13 protein-coding genes and 1 tRNA gene are annotated in these 17282 nt (G+C 57.3%); all 14 read right to left on the reverse strand.

The genetic code is table 11. The features are described 5' to 3' along the window. Positions 1–8: 8 nt before the first annotated feature. A complete protein-coding gene (locus tag AC8GFZ_RS08225) occupies positions 9–2276 on the reverse strand; it encodes a sensor histidine kinase (protein WP_506644158.1) in 2268 nt (755 codons plus the stop codon). Then, positions 2273–2869 carry a DUF4390 domain-containing protein gene (locus tag AC8GFZ_RS08230; protein ID WP_506644160.1) on the reverse strand — a complete coding sequence of 199 codons (597 nt, stop codon included), beginning with the start codon at positions 2867–2869 and terminating at the stop codon, positions 2273–2275. The genes AC8GFZ_RS08225 and AC8GFZ_RS08230 overlap by 4 nt, the downstream gene beginning before the upstream one ends. A 22-nt stretch (positions 2870–2891) precedes the next feature. After that, positions 2892–4220 carry a 16S rRNA (cytosine(967)-C(5))-methyltransferase RsmB gene (rsmB, locus tag AC8GFZ_RS08235; protein ID WP_506644270.1) on the reverse strand — a complete coding sequence of 443 codons (1329 nt, stop codon included), beginning with the start codon at positions 4218–4220 and terminating at the stop codon, positions 2892–2894. Positions 4221–4222: 2 nt separating this feature from the next. After that, positions 4223–4777 carry a LemA family protein gene (locus tag AC8GFZ_RS08240; protein WP_506644162.1) on the reverse strand — a complete coding sequence of 185 codons (555 nt, stop codon included), beginning with the start codon at positions 4775–4777 and terminating at the stop codon, positions 4223–4225. 49 nt (positions 4778–4826) lie between these two features. Further along, positions 4827–9074, reverse strand: coding sequence for a DNA-directed RNA polymerase subunit beta' (gene rpoC / locus AC8GFZ_RS08245; RefSeq protein ID WP_506644164.1), 4248 nt, complete (start codon positions 9072–9074; stop codon positions 4827–4829). An 81-nt stretch (positions 9075–9155) separates the two neighbouring features. After that, complete coding sequence (gene rpoB / locus AC8GFZ_RS08250; RefSeq protein WP_506644166.1) at positions 9156–13268, reverse strand: DNA-directed RNA polymerase subunit beta; 4113 nt, start codon at positions 13266–13268, stop codon at positions 9156–9158. 239 nt (positions 13269–13507) lie between these two features. Next, on the reverse strand, positions 13508–13885 hold the full coding sequence (rplL, locus tag AC8GFZ_RS08255; RefSeq protein WP_506644168.1) for a 50S ribosomal protein L7/L12: 378 nt from the start codon (positions 13883–13885) through the stop codon (positions 13508–13510). A 71-nt stretch (positions 13886–13956) separates the two neighbouring features. Next, the gene (gene rplJ, locus AC8GFZ_RS08260) at positions 13957–14457 is read right to left on the reverse strand and encodes a 50S ribosomal protein L10 (protein ID WP_506644170.1); all 501 of its coding nucleotides are present in this window, start codon (positions 14455–14457) and stop codon (positions 13957–13959) included. 245 nt (positions 14458–14702) lie between these two features. Beyond that, complete coding sequence (gene rplA, locus AC8GFZ_RS08265) at positions 14703–15401, reverse strand: 50S ribosomal protein L1 (protein WP_506644171.1); 699 nt, start codon at positions 15399–15401, stop codon at positions 14703–14705. Continuing rightward, positions 15402–15833, reverse strand: coding sequence for a 50S ribosomal protein L11 (rplK, locus tag AC8GFZ_RS08270; RefSeq protein WP_506644173.1), 432 nt, complete (start codon positions 15831–15833; stop codon positions 15402–15404). 119 nt (positions 15834–15952) lie between these two features. Beyond that, positions 15953–16534: a transcription termination/antitermination protein NusG gene (gene nusG, locus AC8GFZ_RS08275; protein WP_506644175.1), complete on the reverse strand. Its 582-nt coding sequence runs from the start codon at positions 16532–16534 to the stop codon at positions 15953–15955. Next, on the reverse strand, positions 16534–16917 hold the full coding sequence (gene secE, locus AC8GFZ_RS08280) for a preprotein translocase subunit SecE (RefSeq protein WP_506644177.1): 384 nt from the start codon (positions 16915–16917) through the stop codon (positions 16534–16536). The genes nusG and secE overlap by 1 nt, the downstream gene beginning before the upstream one ends. Before the next feature lie 102 nt (positions 16918–17019). Then, a tRNA-Trp gene (locus tag AC8GFZ_RS08285) sits at positions 17020–17095 on the reverse strand. Between the two features lie 58 nt (positions 17096–17153). Beyond that, positions 17154–17282 (reverse strand): EF-Tu C-terminal domain-related protein (locus AC8GFZ_RS08290; RefSeq protein WP_506644272.1); only part of this gene is annotated, 129 nt, incomplete at its 5' end.

Here is a 17282-nt window from a genome sequence, read left to right on the forward strand (position 1 = left end):
ATTGCCTGCTAGATTATGTGCTGATGCGGGGTTTCAGCTTCGAATGATAGCGATACTTGGGCGCCTTGGACCACGCCATCGATATCGCGGTTTCTGAGGTCAATGCGCGCGCCATGCTCGTCAGCAATTTTCTTCACCACGGCCAAGCCCAAACCCGTGCCACGCGGCTTGGTGGTGATGTAGGGCTCGAAAGCGCGCTGCAAAATATGCTCGGGAAAACCGCTGCCATGGTCCATCACCGTCAAACGCACTCGCCCGGAGGACGCCACCCATTGGGTGCGCAAAATCACCCCCAAATGGGCCCGCTCGGAAGGGGTGGCGTCTTGTGCGTTTTGCAACAGGTTGTGGATGACTTGCCGCAATTGCAACGCGTCGCCCATGACACGCGGGCACTGCTCGTCCAAGTCCGCGTGCACGGGCACTGCCGCGGTTTCTTCGCCATACAAGCTCAGCACCTCCAGCACCAGCGCATTGAAGTTCAGGGGCTTGAGATCGGCCACGGGCAAGCGGGCATAGTCGCGAAATTCGTTGACCAATCGCTTCATGGCGTCCACTTGGTCCACGATGGTTTTGATGGACTTGACCAAGATGGCCTGTTCGCCATCCGGCAACTTGCCCGTGAGTTTCATCTCCAAGCGTTCTGCCGACAACTGGATGGGCGTCAATGGGTTTTTGATCTCATGGGCCAAGCGACGCGCCACATCACCCCAAGCCTGGGCGCGCTGGGCCGACACAATTTCAGATATATCGTCGAACACCAGCAAGCGTGCTTGGTTGGGTAACACGGCACCACGCGCGACCAAGGTCACACCGTTATGACCAGCGCTAGGACCCTGGCTGGGCATGGCTGCTGCGGTGGAAGCCAACTCAAAAGACTGTTGCCAATGGTCCAAGCCATGTTGGCTGCGCTCGCCCACAAAGCCGGCAAACTCGTGGTCCACCTGCTCGGCCAAGCCTTGAAGACCTGGGGCATCCCCCAGAGGCTTGCCCTCAAAGGCTGCCAAGGGCACGCGCAGGATGCGTGTGGCACCGGGGTTGGAGGAAAGCACCAAACCCGTCTCATCCATCACGATCACACCGGCGCTCATGTTGTCCAAAATGGTTTGTAGATTGGCGCGCGCCAAATCCACCTGGGCCATGCTTTCCCCCAAAGCGTTGCGCGCTTGCGCCAATTGCGCTGTCATTTGTGCAAATGAGCGGGTCAGGTCACTCAGCTCATCGCGGCTTTCAAACACCGCCTTGGGGCTCAAATCACCAGCGGCCACATCGCGCACACCTTGGGCCAGCAACAGCAACGGTCTGGCCAATTGGTTGCCCAAAAGGACCGCCAGCAAGACGGCACCAAAGACCGCCAAAAACAAAGTGAGGGTCAAGGTGCCGATATACATCCGGCGCAAGCCCTGCCGCGCCAAAGCACGTTCCTGGTATTCACGGTAGGCCAACTCCACAGCCAATGCGTTGGCCACCAAATTGGGCGGCAAGGTTTGGGTCACTTGCAAAATTCGGTTCTCTTCCAGCAGGCCCAAGCCCGGCGCCGCCACAATGGCCAACACCTTGACCCGCGCTCGCTGGCTTTTACCGGCCACACCGTCTTCCAAGCCCTCCAATTGGGAAATCACGCCTTGGCTGCGCAATTGCCGCAATTGGGCGCTGGCCGGGCGTTCGGGATTGAGCTGAAACAGCGAAGCGCCGGCGCTGGCCAAAGGCTGGCCAGAAGGGCTCCACAAAATGATGTCATCAGCCCCCAATTGATCGCGCAAGCGCTCCAAAGCCAAACCAGCGCTGGCGCTGGGGATGTCGCTGATTTGCCCGGCGGCCACACGTGCTTTGCTGCTCAAGTCGCTGGCCAAGGTATCCAAGCTGGTACGCCCCAGGTTGAGACCGGCCTCCAGAGCACCCTCCACCTGCACATCAAACCAGCTCTCAATCGAGCGCGATACAAATTGATAAGAAACGCCGTAGATCAACACCCCCGGCAACATACCCACCAAAGCGAAGATCATGGCCAGTTTGGCCAGCAAGCGCGACCCAAATTTGCCGCGCCGCCAACGGATCACCAACCGGGAAAAGGTCCAGGCAATGACCACCAGCAGCACAGCGGCCACGCCTGCGTTGAGCCACAACAAGGCATCGTAATTTCGCTCGTACAGGGCCTGATTGTCTGCGGCCAGGGTCAGCAAGAAAAGCAAGACCAAGCCCAGGCCCAAAGCCACTGCGACACCCACAGCCCACAGCCACCGCCAAGGTGCTTTGCGGGGGCTTGGTGTGTCTTTCATTTCGCGGCTTCAGTGGCCAGGCGGATGCTCTTGGTGACTGCCAACTCCCACTCCGACTGGCCAGCCGCGCCCATCTGCAAGGGGCGGGGCAATTGACTCAAATCCAAGTAAAAGGCAAATTCCAAGCGATGCCCAGCGCCGGTTTCAATTTGTGCTGCATCGGCAAACTTCCAGCGATTGAGACGCCGCAAATTGACCATGACCTCTTCCAAACTGTCGTAGGTTTGCATGAGCGAAACCCCGAGACCATTTTGCACAATCGGTTGAGACGCTACCTGCATGCGCCAGCGGCGCGTCAACGGCTGGTAACTGATGCGAATGTGGCGCTGAGCGGAAGACACCAACTTGTCAGACCAATACCAGCGGTCACGATAGACCTTGGCATCCACCACAAAGTGAACCGGTATGCCTTTGAGCAATGCCTCTTGAACCGTGTTGGACAGTTCCAAGTCGAATTGCGCCGACATTTGATAAATATCTTCGTTGCGTTCCGTTTGGAATCCGGTCAACGCCACCTGGTTTTGAGCCCATGACGAGGCAGCGCACACCACCCAAGCCAACACAGCCACCCAAGCGCGAAGCCATGTCCGCATGCCAAGGGCGCTGCGCTGAAACTCAGCGCAAGGGTTTTTGTAGCAATGCGTAAAAAAAGCCATCGTGATCACAAGGCAGATTGTCCGCGACAGCGCCGCCGTTCTCCCGATTTTGGGGCAATAGATGTCCCACACAGGGCAAACCCAGTGCTGGTGTGTTGTGCTGAAGAAACGCTTTGATCTGCCCCTCGCCTTCTGCCTTGAACACGGAGCAGGTGCAATACAGCATGACCCCACCCGGTTTGAGCAAGGGCCACAGGGCATTCAGCAGGCGCTGTTGCAAGCGGGCCAATTGGGCAACGTCGCTGGCGCGTCTCAGCCAAGGCACATCGGGGTGGCGCCGCACAATGCCCGAGGCCGTGCACGGTGCGTCGAGCAAGATGGCGTCAAAAGGCTGGCCGTCCCACCAAGCGCCGCTGTCGGCCGCGTCGCCCACCTTGACTTGCGCGTGAAGTCCCAGCCGCTCTAAATTGCCACTGATGCGCTCGCACCGCACGGGGTCGACATCCAGCGCCACCACCTGTGCATCCGACAACTCCAGCAAGTGCGCCGTTTTACCACCCGGTGCTGCGCAGGCGTCCAGGATGCGCGTTTGTGCGCTGTGCCCTGGCATGGCTTGCAACAGCAAGGGTGCGGCCATTTGGGCGCCAGCGTCTTGCACCGAACACAGGCCTTCAGCAAAGCCAGGGATGCGCTCCACCGGCATGGCCTGCGCCAAGATCAATCCGTGTTCACCCACTTCTTCACTGATGATCCCCTGCGCCAACCATTGCGCTGCCAAATCAGCGCGTTGCACCCTTTTTTGATTCACGCGCATGGTCAAGGGGCCGGCCACTTGGTCAGCCCGCAACACCTGCGCCCAGTGGTGTGGAAGGTCGCGTTGCAATTGCGCCACCCACCAGGCGGGATGGTTCCAACGTGCTTGCGTGTCATTGTCAGTGGCCCGCACCAAGGCCTCACGCTCGCGCAAAAATCGGCGCAGGCAAGCATTGACAAATGTGGCCTGCGGTTTCATCTTCGGGCTGTTTTTGGCGGCCTCTACCGCCTGATTGACCAAGGTGAATGGCTCATAGGGTGAGTGCTCAGGCTCCCAACACAAGGCCAGCGCCACACACAGCAAACTGTCTAGATCGGGCGGTGGAGAGCGTTGGGCCAAGATGGCACGCAAAGCGCGCGCACGCCCCCAATGGCGCAAGCTGATGAACAACAGCGACTGCACGCCAGGGCGCAGGGGGTTGGCCACGCGCAGCAGCGCGGCATTGGCCGATTCACCCTTGGCCACAGCTGCCAGCGCGCCAGCCGTGGCTTGTAACAACTGCCACAGGGGCAGAGAAGCCGCAACGCTGGACACCGTCACAGCGGACTGGCCGGATGAAACGAGAACAAGCGAGCCAACAACAAAGCGGGAAACTGCGAGACGGCTGCGTTGTAAAGGGTCACCGCTTGGTTGTAACGATCCACATCGGGTTGTATCAACACATCCAACTCCGTCCAACGCGCTTGCAGCTCAGGGGCTACCGTGATGTAGTAAACATCCGGGTGGTTGATTGACTGCCAAGCCTGTGCCAGCTCCAACTTGCTTTCACGCAAAGCACGCGCGGCAGCGTGTGAAAACAACAGGTCTTGCCAATGGGCCATGGCAATCGCCGTTTTGCGTGCAGCTGTTTGCAAGCGTGTCCAATGGGCCGCACCCAGCTCCGGGGCGATGGAAGACTGCCAACCAAAAGGGGCCGATGCAGCCGCCGTCACCGCCAACTCCACCAGCTCTTCATAACGCGTCAAATGGCTGTCAATCACGGCCAGGTTTTGTCCAATGGCAGCGCGCAAGCGCACCAAGCGGTTGTATGCACCCAGGCCCCAAAAGACCAACAAGGCCAAACAGACCAAGGCCCACCATGAGTTGATCATGGCCAAGTCCGCCTAAAGCGACAAAGGCCCACTGGGGGCCTTTGTGTTTTTAAGCAGGTCCAGCGGCATCGTGGCCACTGGCATCCACCGGCTCATCGGCATGTTCGCCCGATCCGGCTGTGGCTTCCGCCAGCTCAGCCGCCTCGGCGTCCGCAATGGCACGCCGTTCGGCTTCGTCCATGGCATCCTTGACCTTGCGGGCTTGGTGATAAGCCATGCCAGTGCCTGCGGGAATCAGGCGGCCGACAATGACGTTTTCTTTCAAGCCACGCAATTCGTCGCGCTTGCCCATGATGGCTGCCTCGGTGAGCACCCGGGTGGTTTCCTGGAAGGAAGCCGCCGAGATGAACGAGTCCGTGGACAACGATGCCTTGGTGATGCCCAGCAACAAATTGGTGTAAGTGGCGGGCAATTTGCCTTCAGCTTGCAATGCCTCATTGGTGTTGAGCATTTCAGAACGCTCCACCTGCTCGCCGCCAATGTAGCCTGAGTCGCCAGCGTTATCGACCACCACACGGCGCAACATCTGGCGCACGATGACTTCAATGTGCTTGTCGTTGATCTTCACGCCTTGCAAACGGTAAACGTCTTGCACTTCGTCGACGATGTAGCGGGCCAACTCTTCAATGCCCAACAAACGCAAGATGTCTTGTGGGTCGGCCGGACCGTCCACAATGTTCTCGCCTTTGTTCACCACTTGGCCTTCGTGGACCAAGATGTTTTTCTCTTTGGGCACCAACTCTTCCCACACCGTGCCTTCTGGGTCGGTGATTTGCAAGCGCATCTTGCCCTTGGTCTCTTTGCCGAAGGACACTGTACCGGTCATCTCTGCCAAGATGCCCTTGTCTTTGGGCGAACGGGCTTCGAACAACTCGGCCACCCGCGGCAAGCCGCCGGTGATGTCACGGGTTTTTTGACCTTCGACAGGAATGCGTGCCAGCACTTCGCCTGGGCCCACGTCTTGGCCGTCGCGCACTTGAATCAAGGCGCCCACTTGGAAGCCAATGGTCACTGAATGATCGGTGCCAGGGATTTTGACTTCTTTGCCAGCGGCATCGATCAACTTGACCTGCGGGCGCACCACCTTGGTGGAACCACGGCGCTTGGGATCGATCACCACCAAGGTCGACAAGCCCGTCACTTCATCGAGCTGCTTGGCCACGGTGAGGCCTTCTTCCACATTCTCAAAGCGCACCTGACCGGCAAACTCAGTGATGATGGGGCGCGTCAGCGGATCCCAATTCGCCAGCACCAAACCAGCCTTGATGTTTTGATCGGCCTTGATGGCCAAGATCGCACCATAAGGCACTTTGTGGCGCTCGCGCTCACGACCAATCTCGTCGTGGATGATGATCTCACCCGAGCGAGAAATCACCACCAACTCACCTTTGCTGTTGGTCACATAACGCATCGTCGGGTTGAATCCAATCACCCCGCTGGATTTGGCTTCCACATTGGAGGCCACCGCTGCGCGCGATGCGGCACCACCGATGTGGAAGGTGCGCATGGTCAACTGGGTGCCCGGTTCGCCAATGGATTGGGCGGCTATCACACCGACTGCTTCGCCAATGTTGACTTCACCGCCACGACCCAGGTCGCGGCCATAGCATTTGGCACACAGGCCAAAGCGGGTTTCACAGGTCAACGCTGTACGCACCTTGACCTCATCCACACCAGCGGCTTCGAGCATGTCCAGCGCGTCTTCGTCCAGCATTTCGCCGGCTTTGATCAACACACTTTGGTTCTCAGGGTGCATCACCTCATCGGTGGTGGTGCGGCCCAAAATACGGTCGCGCAAGGATTCGATGACCTCACCACCCTCGACGATGGCGCGCATCAACTGACCGTTTGAGGTGCCGCAATCGGGCTCGGTGACCACCAAGTCTTGGGTCACGTCGACCAAACGACGGGTCAAGTAGCCTGAGTTGGCAGTCTTCAATGCGGTATCGGCCAAACCTTTGCGCGCACCGTGGGTGGAGATGAAGTACTGAAGCACGTTCAGGCCTTCGCGGAAGTTGGCGGTGATGGGCGTCTCGATGATGGAGCCATCCGGCTTGGCCATCAAACCGCGCATGCCTGCCAGTTGGCGAATTTGCGCAGCAGAACCACGCGCGCCCGAGTCGGCCATCATGTAAATGGAGTTGAAAGACTCTTGCTCCACCTCTTTGCCATGGCGGTCGATGGTCTTTTCTTTGCGCAATTGGTCCATCATGACCTTGGACACGTGGTCACCGGCCTTGCCCCAAATGTCCACCACTTTGTTGTAGCGCTCACCAACCGTCACCAAACCGGACACATATTGCTGTTCGATTTCTTTGACTTCTTTTTCCGCGCTTTCAATGATGGCGTGCTTCTCTTGCGGCACCAACATGTCATCAATCGCGATGGAGATACCTGCACGGGTGGCCAAACGGAAACCGTTTTGCAGCAACTTATCGGCGAAAACCACTGTCTCTTTCAAGCCGCAACGGCGGAAAGAGGTATTGATCAAGCGAGAAATTTCTTTCTTCTTGAGTGCCTTGTTGATGTTGCTGAAAGCCAAGCCCTTGGGCAGGATTTCAGACAACAGCGCACGACCCGCCGTGGTGTCCACCAAGGAGGTGGACGATGTGAACTCGCCAGTGACTTTGTCTTTGGTCCACTCGGTCAAGCGCACGCTGATCTTGGCGGTCATTTCCACAATGCCCGCATCCAAGGCGCGTTGCAATTCATAGGTGTCGGCAAAGACCATGCCCTCGCCTTTGCCATTGATGCGTTCACGCGTGGAGTAGTACAAGCCCAGCACCACGTCTTGCGACGGCACGATGGACGGCTCACCTGACGCAGGGAACAACACATTGTTGGACGCCAACATCAGGGTGCGGCATTCCATTTGCGCTTCGACCGACAAAGGCACGTGAACGGCCATTTGGTCGCCGTCAAAGTCAGCGTTGAAGGCGGAGCACACCAAGGGATGCAACTGAATGGCTTTGCCTTCGATCAAAATCGGCTCAAAGGCTTGGATGCCCAAACGGTGCAAGGTGGGCGCGCGGTTGAGCAACACCGGATGTTCTTTGATCACCTCTTCCAAGATGTCCCACACCACTGCGGTGCCTGATTCAACTTCTTTCTTAGCTGCCTTGATGGTGGTGGCAATGCCCATGGCTTCCAAGCGCGAGAAGATGAACGGCTTGAACAATTCCAACGCCATCAATTTGGGCAGGCCACACTGGTGCAGTTTGAGGGTTGGGCCCACGGTGATGACCGAACGGCCCGAGTAGTCCACCCGCTTGCCCAGCAAGTTTTGGCGGAAACGGCCGCTCTTGCCTTTGATCATATCGGCCAAAGACTTCAAGGCACGCTTGTTGGCACCGGTCATGGCTTTGCCGCGGCGACCGTTGTCGAGCAAACTGTCCACGGCCTCTTGCAACATGCGCTTTTCATTGCGCGCGATGATCTCAGGCGCCTTCAACTCCAGCAAACGGCGCAAACGGCTGTTGCGGTTGATCACTCGGCGGTACAGGTCGTTGAGGTCAGAGGTGGCGAAGCGGCCACCATCCAAGGGCACCAGGGGACGCAGATCGGGTGGTAGCACCGGCAACACCGACAACACCATCCACTCGGGCTTGATGCCCGACTTCTTGAAAGCCTCCAGCACTTTGAGGCGCTTGGAGTTTTTCTTCACCTTGACTTCAGACCCCGTCAGGTCACCGCGAAGGCGCTCGATTTCGGATTCGATTTCGATGCCTTCGAGCAACTCACGGATGCCTTCGGCACCCATCTTGGCCACGAATTCGTCACCATACTCTTTGAGCTTGGCGTCGTAGTCGTCTTCGGTCATGATGCCGTACTTTTTGAGGGGCGTCATGCCAGGGTCGGTCACCACATAGGCTTCGAAATAAAGCACACGCTCAATGTCGCGCAAGGTCATGTCCAGCACCAGGCCCAAACGGCTGGGCAAGGACTTCAAGAACCAAATGTGCGCGCAAGGAGCGGCCAAATCGATGTGGCCCATGCGTTCACGGCGCACTTTGGTTTGGGTGACTTCAACGCCACACTTCTCGCAAATCACGCCACGGTGTTTCAGGCGTTTGTATTTGCCGCACAAGCATTCGTAGTCCTTGATGGGGCCAAAAATCTTGGCGCAAAACAAGCCGTCGCGCTCGGGCTTGAAAGTGCGGTAGTTGATGGTCTCTGGCTTTTTGACTTCGCCAAAAGACCAGGAACGAATTTTCTCTGGGGAAGCCAGTCCAATCTTGATGGCATCAAAATGCTCATCGGGCGTGAACTGCTTGAACAGGTCGAGTAATGATTTCATGTTTTCATCCTTAAAAGTGAGAGGCTTGATCGGTTTCATCGCCGCACACAGGCCGGGGCTTGTGCGCGGTCAGGTTCAACGTCAGGAGCGCTCTAACTCGATATCAATGCCCAATGAACGAATTTCTTTCACCAACACGTTGAACGATTCGGGCATGCCCGCTTCGATGGCGTGTTCACCTTTGACAATGCTTTCGTACACCTTGGTGCGGCCCTGCACGTCGTCGGATTTGACGGTGAGCATTTCCTGCAAGGTGTAAGAAGCGCCATAGGCCTCCAGCGCCCACACCTCCATCTCGCCGAAACGCTGACCACCAAACTGGGCTTTGCCGCCCAAAGGTTGCTGGGTGACCAAGCTGTATGGGCCCGTGGAGCGGGCGTGCATCTTGTCGTCCACCAAATGGTGCAACTTGAGCACGTGCATGTAACCAACGGTGGTTTCGCGTTCGAAGGCGTCGCCGGTGCAACCGTCATACAACTGGGCCTGCGTGCGATTGGCGTTGAGGCCTTTGATGCGTGCGATCTCTTCGGGATACGCCAGGTGCAACATCGCGCGGGTTTCTTCCTCGGATGCGCCGTCAAAAACAGGCGTCGCAAACGGAATCCCGTGCTGCAAATTGCCAGCCATCTCCAACACATCGGCGTCGCTGAGGTTGTCCAAAGCTTCTTTGCGGCCGGAGTTGTTGTACAGGTGGTCCAAGAACTTGCGCACTTCAGCCATCTTGGTGTGGGCTTGCAACATGTCACCGATGCGTTGGCCAATGCCTTTCGCGGCCCAACCCAAGTGGACTTCCAGCACCTGCCCCACGTTCATGCGCGAAGGCACGCCCAGGGGGTTGAGCACGATGTCACAAGGTGTGCCGTCGGCCATGTAAGGCATGTCTTCGACGGGCACGATTTTGGAGACCACACCCTTGTTGCCGTGGCGACCGGCCATCTTGTCACCGGGCTGCAAGCGGCGCTTGACAGCCAAGTAAACCTTGACCATCTTGAGCACACCCGCTGGCAATTCGTCACCTTGGGTGAGCTTTTTGCGCTTTTCCTCAAACGCCAAATCAAAGCTGTGGCGGGTTTGGGCCAAAGCATTTTTGATGCTCTCGAGTTGCGCTGCCACATCTTCATCGGCTGGGCGGATGTCGAACCAGTGGAATTTTTCCACGCTGTCGAGGTAGGCCTTGTCGATCTTGCTACCCTTAGGCAGTTTGTTCGGGCCGCCGTTGGCGGTCTTGCCCGACAGCAGCTTGCCAATGCGGTCAAACGCGTCGGCTTCAACGATGCGCAACTGGTCATTCAAGTCCAAGCGGAATCGCTTCAACTCGTCGTCAATGATTTGCTGTGCACGCTTGTCACGAACAATGCCTTCGCGGGTGAAAACCTGCACATCGATGACCGTGCCTTGTGAGCCTTGGTCAACGCGCAGCGAGGTGTCTTTCACATCCGATGCTTTTTCGCCAAAGATGGCGCGCAGCAGTTTTTCTTCAGGTGTCAGGGTGGTTTCACCTTTGGGGGTGACCTTGCCCACCAACACGTCGCCGGGCTGCACTTCGGCACCCACATAAATGATGCCCGAATCGTCCAAACGGTTGAGTTGTTGCTCAGCCAGGTTCGGAATGTCGCGGGTAATTTCTTCGGCACCCAACTTGGTGTCGCGCGCCATGACCACCAACTCTTCAATGTGGATGGAGGTGAAGCGATCTTCAGAGACCACCCGTTCTGAAATCAGAATCGAGTCTTCGAAGTTGTAACCGTTCCAGGGCATGAAGGCCACCAACATGTTTTGGCCCAGCGCCAACTCACCCAAATCAGTGGAGGCACCATCGGCAATCACATCGCCCTTGGCCAGCTTATCGCCTTGCTTGACGATGGGGCGTTGGTGGATGTTGGTGTTTTGGTTCGAACGCTGATACTTGATCAGGTTGTAAATATCTACACCGACTTCACCGGCTTGGGTCTCGGCGTCATTGACGCGCACCACAATCCGAGTGGCATCCACATAGTCGACCACACCGCCACGGGTGGCGGTGACCACCGTGCCCGAGTCAATGGCGGCCACACGCTCGATGCCTGTGCCGACAAAGGCTTTTTCTGGGCGCAAAACCGGCACAGCTTGTCGCTGCATGTTGGCACCCATCAAAGCGCGGTTGGCGTCATCGTGCTCCAAGAAGGGCACCAAAGATGCCGCCACAGAAACAATCTGGGCGGGGGACACGTCCATGTACTGCACGCGCTCGGCCCCGACCAAAATGGACTCGCCTTTTTCACGGGCAGACACCAGTTCGTCGGTCAAGCGACCTTCTTTGTCCAGGGAAGCATTGGCTTGGGCAATCACATATTTGCCTTCTTCGATGGCCGACAAATAGTCGATGTCCATCGTGACCTTGCCTTCAACCACTTGACGGTAAGGCGTTTCAATGAAGCCGTACTCGTTCAAGCGGGCATACAAAGCCAAGGAGTTGATCAGTCCAATGTTGGGACCTTCAGGTGTTTCAATGGGGCACACGCGACCGTAGTGGGTGACGTGCACATCGCGCACTTCAAAGCCAGCACGTTCGCGGGTCAAACCGCCTGGGCCCAGGGCTGAGACACGGCGCTTGTGCGTGATTTCAGACAAGGGGTTGGTCTGGTCCATAAACTGCGACAGTTGCGAGGCACCAAAGAACTCTTTGAGGGCAGCAGAAATGGGCTTGGAGTTGATCAAGTCATGGGGCATCAAAGGCTCTTGCTCGGCCTGACCCAAGCGCTCTTTCACCGCCTTTTCAATCCGCGCCAAACCGGTGCGGTATTGGTTTTCAGCCAACTCACCCACGCAACGAACACGGCGGTTGCCCAGGTGATCGATGTCATCGACTTCACCATTGCCATTGCGCAAATCCACCAGGATCTTCACCACAGCCATGATGTCTTCGTTGTTGAGCACCATGGGGCCAGTGCTTTCGGGGCGGCCCACTTTGGCGTTGAACTTCATGCGGCCCACACGCGACAAATCGTAGGTGTCAGGGTTGTAGAACAAGCGCTGGAACAGGGCTTGAACCGCGTCTTCGGTGGGCGGCTCGCCAGGGCGCATCATGCGGTAGATGGCGACGCGGGCAGCAAACTCGTCTGCGGTCTCATCGATGCGCAGGGTTTGCGAGATATACGCACCTTGGTCAAGTTCATTGGTGTAGATGCACTGCAGTTCTTGCACATCGCTGGTGCGGAGCTTTTTCAACAAGGCTTCTGTCAATTCTTCGTTGGCCTTGGCAATGATTTCACCGGTTTCAGCGTCCACAATGTTGCGCGCCATCACACGGCCGATCAAAAAGTCTTCTGGCACGCTGATGTGGGTGGTGCCCGATTGCTCGAGTTCACGGGTGTGGCGGGCGGTGACCCGTTTGTCTTTGGCCACCACGACCACGCCCGATTTGTCGGTGATGTCAAAACGCGCCACTTCGCCGCGCAAGCGCTCGGCGACAAACTCCATTTGCGCGCCAGTTTCCATCAAGCGGAAGTTGTCGTTGACAAAGAAGTTGGCCAGGATGGATTCGTTGTTCAAGCCAATGGCTTTGAGCAAAATCGTCACTGGCATCTTGCGTCGGCGGTCGACGCGGAAATACAGCATGTCTTTGGGGTCAAACTCAAAGTCCAGCCATGAACCGCGGTAAGGGATGATGCGCGCTGAAAACAGCAATTTGCCCGAGCTGTGGGTCTTGCCCTTGTCGTGTTCAAAAAATACACCTGGCGAGCGGTGCAACTGAGACACGATCACGCGCTCAGTGCCATTGATGATGAACGAGCCTTTGTCTGTCATCAGGGGCACTTCGCCCATGTAAACCTCTTGCTCTTTGACCTCTTTGACCACCTTGGATTGCGGGGTCGATGAATCACGGTCATATATGATCAACTGCACGCGGGCGCGCACGGCAGAACCAAAGGTCAAGCCACGGGTTTGGCACTCGCGCACATCAAAGGCGGGCTTGGCCAAGTTGTATTCCAAAAACTTCATCTCCACAAAACCGTTGTGCGAGACGATGGGGAATGCGGCCTCAAAAGCCGCTTGCAGGCCTTCGGGCGTGCGCTTTTTGGGGTTGGTTTCGGCTTGCAAAAAGGCGGTGTACGCGTCTTTTTGCATCTGCAACAGGTAGGGGACTTCGAGCACGCTGTCACGGGTGCCAAAGCTCTTGCGCACGCGTTTGCGTTCTGTGTAGGTGTAGGCCATGAGATCTCCGGGCTTGATCTTTCAGGACTGTTTCAAGGCGAGGCTCAACACCCCCACCTCAAACTTGGCGGCTGGCCACTACCAGCGTTGGCGGACGGCCACGCATTGCACGCAGCCCGAACCAAGGCATCTTCCGCAGTCGGGTCAGAAGACACTTGAAAGCACCCTTGCGCAGTGCACTTTCAAGTGCGCTCTGAGAGCGCACCGAGGGGCGGCTTGCGCCACCCCTGGTGAAACCATCACTTGATTTCGGCTTTGGCGCCAGCTTCTTCGAGCTTTTTCTTGGCGGCTTCGGCGTCGGCCTTGGGCACGGCGTCCTTGACGTTTTTGGGTGCGCCGTCGACCAGGTCTTTGGCTTCTTTCAAGCCCAAACCGGTGAGCTCACGCACCACCTTGATCACCGACACCTTGTTGGCGCCAGCTTCGAGCAGCACCACGTTGAATTCGGTTTGCTCTTCAGCTGCAGCGGCGGCACCACCGCCGCCACCAGCTGCGGGCGCGGCCATAGCAGCAGCGCTCACACCAAATTTCTCTTCGATGGCTTTCACCAATTCGTTGAGTTCCATGACCGTCATGCTGTCGAGTGCGGTCAAAAATGCGTCTTTATCGAATGCCATGTTGATTTCCTAACAATTGATCTATCTGTGCCGTGCGCGCACGGCGTGTTGAACATTTGCACTGCTGGCCCTTAGGCCGCAGCAGCTTCGCCTTTTTTCGCCGCCAAAGCACCCAACACCACAGCGGTGCGGGACACGGGCGACATGAGCAAGCCACACAACTGGGACAACAACACCTCTTTGGAGGGGATATTGGCCAATTGCTTGACGCCGTTGACGTCCAGGACTTTTCCGGAAATGGCGCCACCACGGATCACCAACTTGTCGTTGGTTTTCGCGAAATCTGCCACCACTTTCGCGGCGGCAACGGCGTCCACAGAAAAGCCATAGATCAGGGGACCGGTCATCTGGTCAGCCACCACTTCGAAACGGCTGCCGGCCACAGCACGGCGTGCCAATGTGTTTTTCAACACACTGAGCGTCACGCCAGAGCTGCGCGCTTGCGAGCGCAATTTCGTCATGTCAGCGACCGTGATACCGCGGTACTCCGCCATCACCAGCGTCTGTGCTTGAGTGGCGAGGCTGGTCACTTCGGTGATGACCGCTTCTTTCTCACTGCGATTCAGACTCAAGGTCTACTCCTTCTGAATGTGTCCTGGGCCAAATCAATTCGGCTTGCGACACGCTGGGTTTCAGCGACCAGACTGTCAGGGAACAACTTGCGCGGTTCTTTGTCAGCGGGATCGCCATCTGCGTTGGCTGGGGGATTAAGCGCCGTTTACACGGCACACCAACGGTCTTGGATGGCCTGGATAAACATTGCTGCCCATCCAGCCCACCACTCAGGGCACCGCTTGCGCAGCGCCCCAATTTCTTCTTATGCAGCGCTCAAGGTTTGGGTGTCGACACGCACGCCCACACCCATCGTGGATGACACCGCCAATTTGCGCAGGTAAACACCTTTGCTGGTGGCGGGCTTGGCTTTTTGCAGCGCATCGACCAAAGCCACCAAGTTGCCTTGCAGCTTGTCCGAGTCAAACGAGCGGCGACCAATCGTGGCGTGCACGATACCGGCTTTGTCCACACGGAATTGGACTTGACCGGCCTTGGCATTTTTCACGGCTGTGGCCACATCGGGGGTCACGGTGCCCACCTTGGGGTTGGGCATCAATCCACGGGGGCCCAAAATTTGACCCAGGGTACCGACCACGCGCATGGCGTCAGGGGCTGCGATCACCACGTCAAACGGCATGTTGCCGGCTTTGACCATGGCGGCCAAGTCGTCCATGCCCACAATGTCCGCACCGGCGGCTTTGGCCTCTTCGGCTTTCGCGCCTTGTGCAAACACCGCCACACGGGCAGTTTTACCGGTTCCGTTGGGCAGCACGACAGCGCCGCGCACCACTTGGTCGGATTTCTTGGCGTCAATGCCCAACTGCACGGCCACGTCAATGGACTCGTCGAACTTGGCGGTGGCGCATTCTTTGACGATTTTCAGTGCGTCATTGAATGGGTACAGCTTGTTGCTGTCCACTTTGCCCACCAAGGCTTTTTGTTTTTTGGTCAGATGTGCCATTTAAACGCCCTCCACCGTGACACCCATTGAACGGGCAGAGCCGGCAATGGTGCGAACCGCCGCGTCCAAATCGGCAGCGGTCATGTCTTTCATTTTGGTCTTGGCAATTTCTTCCAGCTGAGCGCGGGTGATCTTGCCGACTTTGTCCACGTGTGGCTTGGCCGAGCCTTTGTCGAGCTTGATGGCCTTCTTGATCAAGGTGGCCGCGGGGGGCGTCTTAATGATGAAGGTGAAGCTCTTGTCGGCAAATGCCGTGATGACCACGGGCAAAGGCAAGCCGGGCTCGACACCTTGGGTCTGGGCGTTGAACGCCTTGCAGAATTCCATGATGTTGAGACCACGCTGACCCAGCGCCGGGCCGATCGGGGGGGACGGGTTGGCTTTACCAGCTGGCACTTGCAGCTTGATGAAGCCGACGATTTTTTTCGCCATGCTTTTCTCCTAACGGGTTCAAACGCCTGAGACTTTTCAGTCCATCGGCTCCCCGGGGGTTGCGACTCACTCACCAAAACGCCGCCATGCCGAGTCGAAAGGCAAGGCGGATTGAAAACTCAGGCCTTTTCGACCTCGCCAAATTCCAATTCCACCGGGGTCGAGCGACCAAAAATGGTGACCGCCACCCGCACTTTGCTTTTGTCGTAGTTGACCTCTTCGACCGTGCCATTGAAGTCGGTGAAAGGGCCTTCTTTGACCCGCACCAGCTCACCCACCATGAACTCAACCTTGTGGCGCGGCTTGTCAGCGCCTTCTTGCATTTGGTTCACGATTTTGAGCACGTCGGCCTCGGAGATGGGCGCTGGGCGGTTTTTGGCACCACCCACAAAACCCGTGACTTTGTTGGTGTGCTTGACCAGGTGCCATGTCTCGTCGTCCATGATCATTTCCACCAGCACATAGCCGGGGAAGAAGCGACGCTCAGTGGTGCGGCGTTGGCCATTTTTCATTTCGACCACTTCTTCAGTGGGCACCATGATGCGGCCAAATTTGTCTTGCATGCCTGCACGCGCGATGCGCTCAGCGATGTTGCGCTCAACAGCCTTTTCCATGCCTGAATAGGCATGGACAACGTACCAACGGAAGTCGGGATGCGCGGGCGGCGCGAGCACAGCCGGGGCCAGCGATTCTTCGTCCATCATTTTTTCCATCCCAAAATCAAGTCGTAAAAGACCCACTCCAAGGTTTTATCGGTCAACCACAGAAAGAGCGCCATGATGAAGACAAAGCCGAACACATAAGCGGTCATTTGCAATGACTCTTTGCGCGTGGGCCACACCACTTTTTTCACTTCACGCCATGCATCTTGGCCAAACGCGAACAATTGCTTGCCAGGCAATGAGGTGAAGAAAACCACCACCGCAACCACCAGACACCCCAACAGCGCAGCCCATTGCAGCAAAGCACCTTGTGCGCCCAAAAGGTAGTAAGCGGCCACGGCAGCCAGCACCAACGCCGCCCCCAAAGCCACTTTGAGCTTATCGGCGGTACCGGTCACGGTTTCAATTTTTGTGCTGGCCATATGCGGCTTAGGATCCCAGGTTTAAACCATTCAAATACTTCAAGACACGCAAGCCCACCATCGTGGCGGGCTTGTTCACCAGCCGATCAACCCTTGATCAGCTGGCAGGGGCAGAGGGAATCGAACCCCCAACCTTCGGTTTTGGAGACCGACGCTCTGCCAATTGAGCTATACCCCTATCTTTCCATTACCTGGTGTGCAGGCGGGCAACGATGCACCCACCCACGCACCCGCTATCAGGCCATGATCTTGGCAACAACGCCGGCGCCGACGGTTTTACCGCCCTCGCGGATGGCAAAGCGCAAGCCCTCTTCCATCGCAATCGGGTGGATCAACTTCACCGTGATCGACACGTTGTCACCCGG

Source organism: Limnohabitans rimovensis (SeqCode), assembly GCF_965234775.1.
GTDB classification, from domain to species: Bacteria; Pseudomonadota; Gammaproteobacteria; order Burkholderiales; family Burkholderiaceae_C; genus Limnohabitans; species Limnohabitans rimovensis.

What these genes read in the sequence shown, in the direction of transcription:
- AC8GFZ_RS08225 (WP_506644158.1), bottom strand. Translation starts at nt 2,276, where the DNA reads ATGAAAGACACACCAAGCCCCCGCAAAGCACCTTGGCGGTGGCTGTGG.
- nusG (WP_506644175.1), bottom strand. Translation starts at nt 16,534, where the DNA reads ATGGACGAAGAATCGCTGGCCCCGGCTGTGCTCGCGCCGCCCGCGCAT.
- AC8GFZ_RS08240 (WP_506644162.1), bottom strand. Translation starts at nt 4,777, where the DNA reads ATGATCAACTCATGGTGGGCCTTGGTCTGTTTGGCCTTGTTGGTCTTT.
- rplA (WP_506644171.1), bottom strand. Translation starts at nt 15,401, where the DNA reads ATGGCACATCTGACCAAAAAACAAAAAGCCTTGGTGGGCAAAGTGGAC.
- rplL (WP_506644168.1), bottom strand. Translation starts at nt 13,885, where the DNA reads ATGGCATTCGATAAAGACGCATTTTTGACCGCACTCGACAGCATGACG.
- rpoC (WP_506644164.1), bottom strand. Translation starts at nt 9,074, where the DNA reads ATGAAATCATTACTCGACCTGTTCAAGCAGTTCACGCCCGATGAGCAT.
- secE (WP_506644177.1), bottom strand. Translation starts at nt 16,917, where the DNA reads ATGGCCAGCACAAAAATTGAAACCGTGACCGGTACCGCCGATAAGCTC.
- rplK (WP_506644173.1), bottom strand. Translation starts at nt 15,833, where the DNA reads ATGGCGAAAAAAATCGTCGGCTTCATCAAGCTGCAAGTGCCAGCTGGT.
- rpoB (WP_506644166.1), bottom strand. Translation starts at nt 13,268, where the DNA reads ATGGCCTACACCTACACAGAACGCAAACGCGTGCGCAAGAGCTTTGGC.
- AC8GFZ_RS08230 (WP_506644160.1), bottom strand. Translation starts at nt 2,869, where the DNA reads ATGCGGACATGGCTTCGCGCTTGGGTGGCTGTGTTGGCTTGGGTGGTG.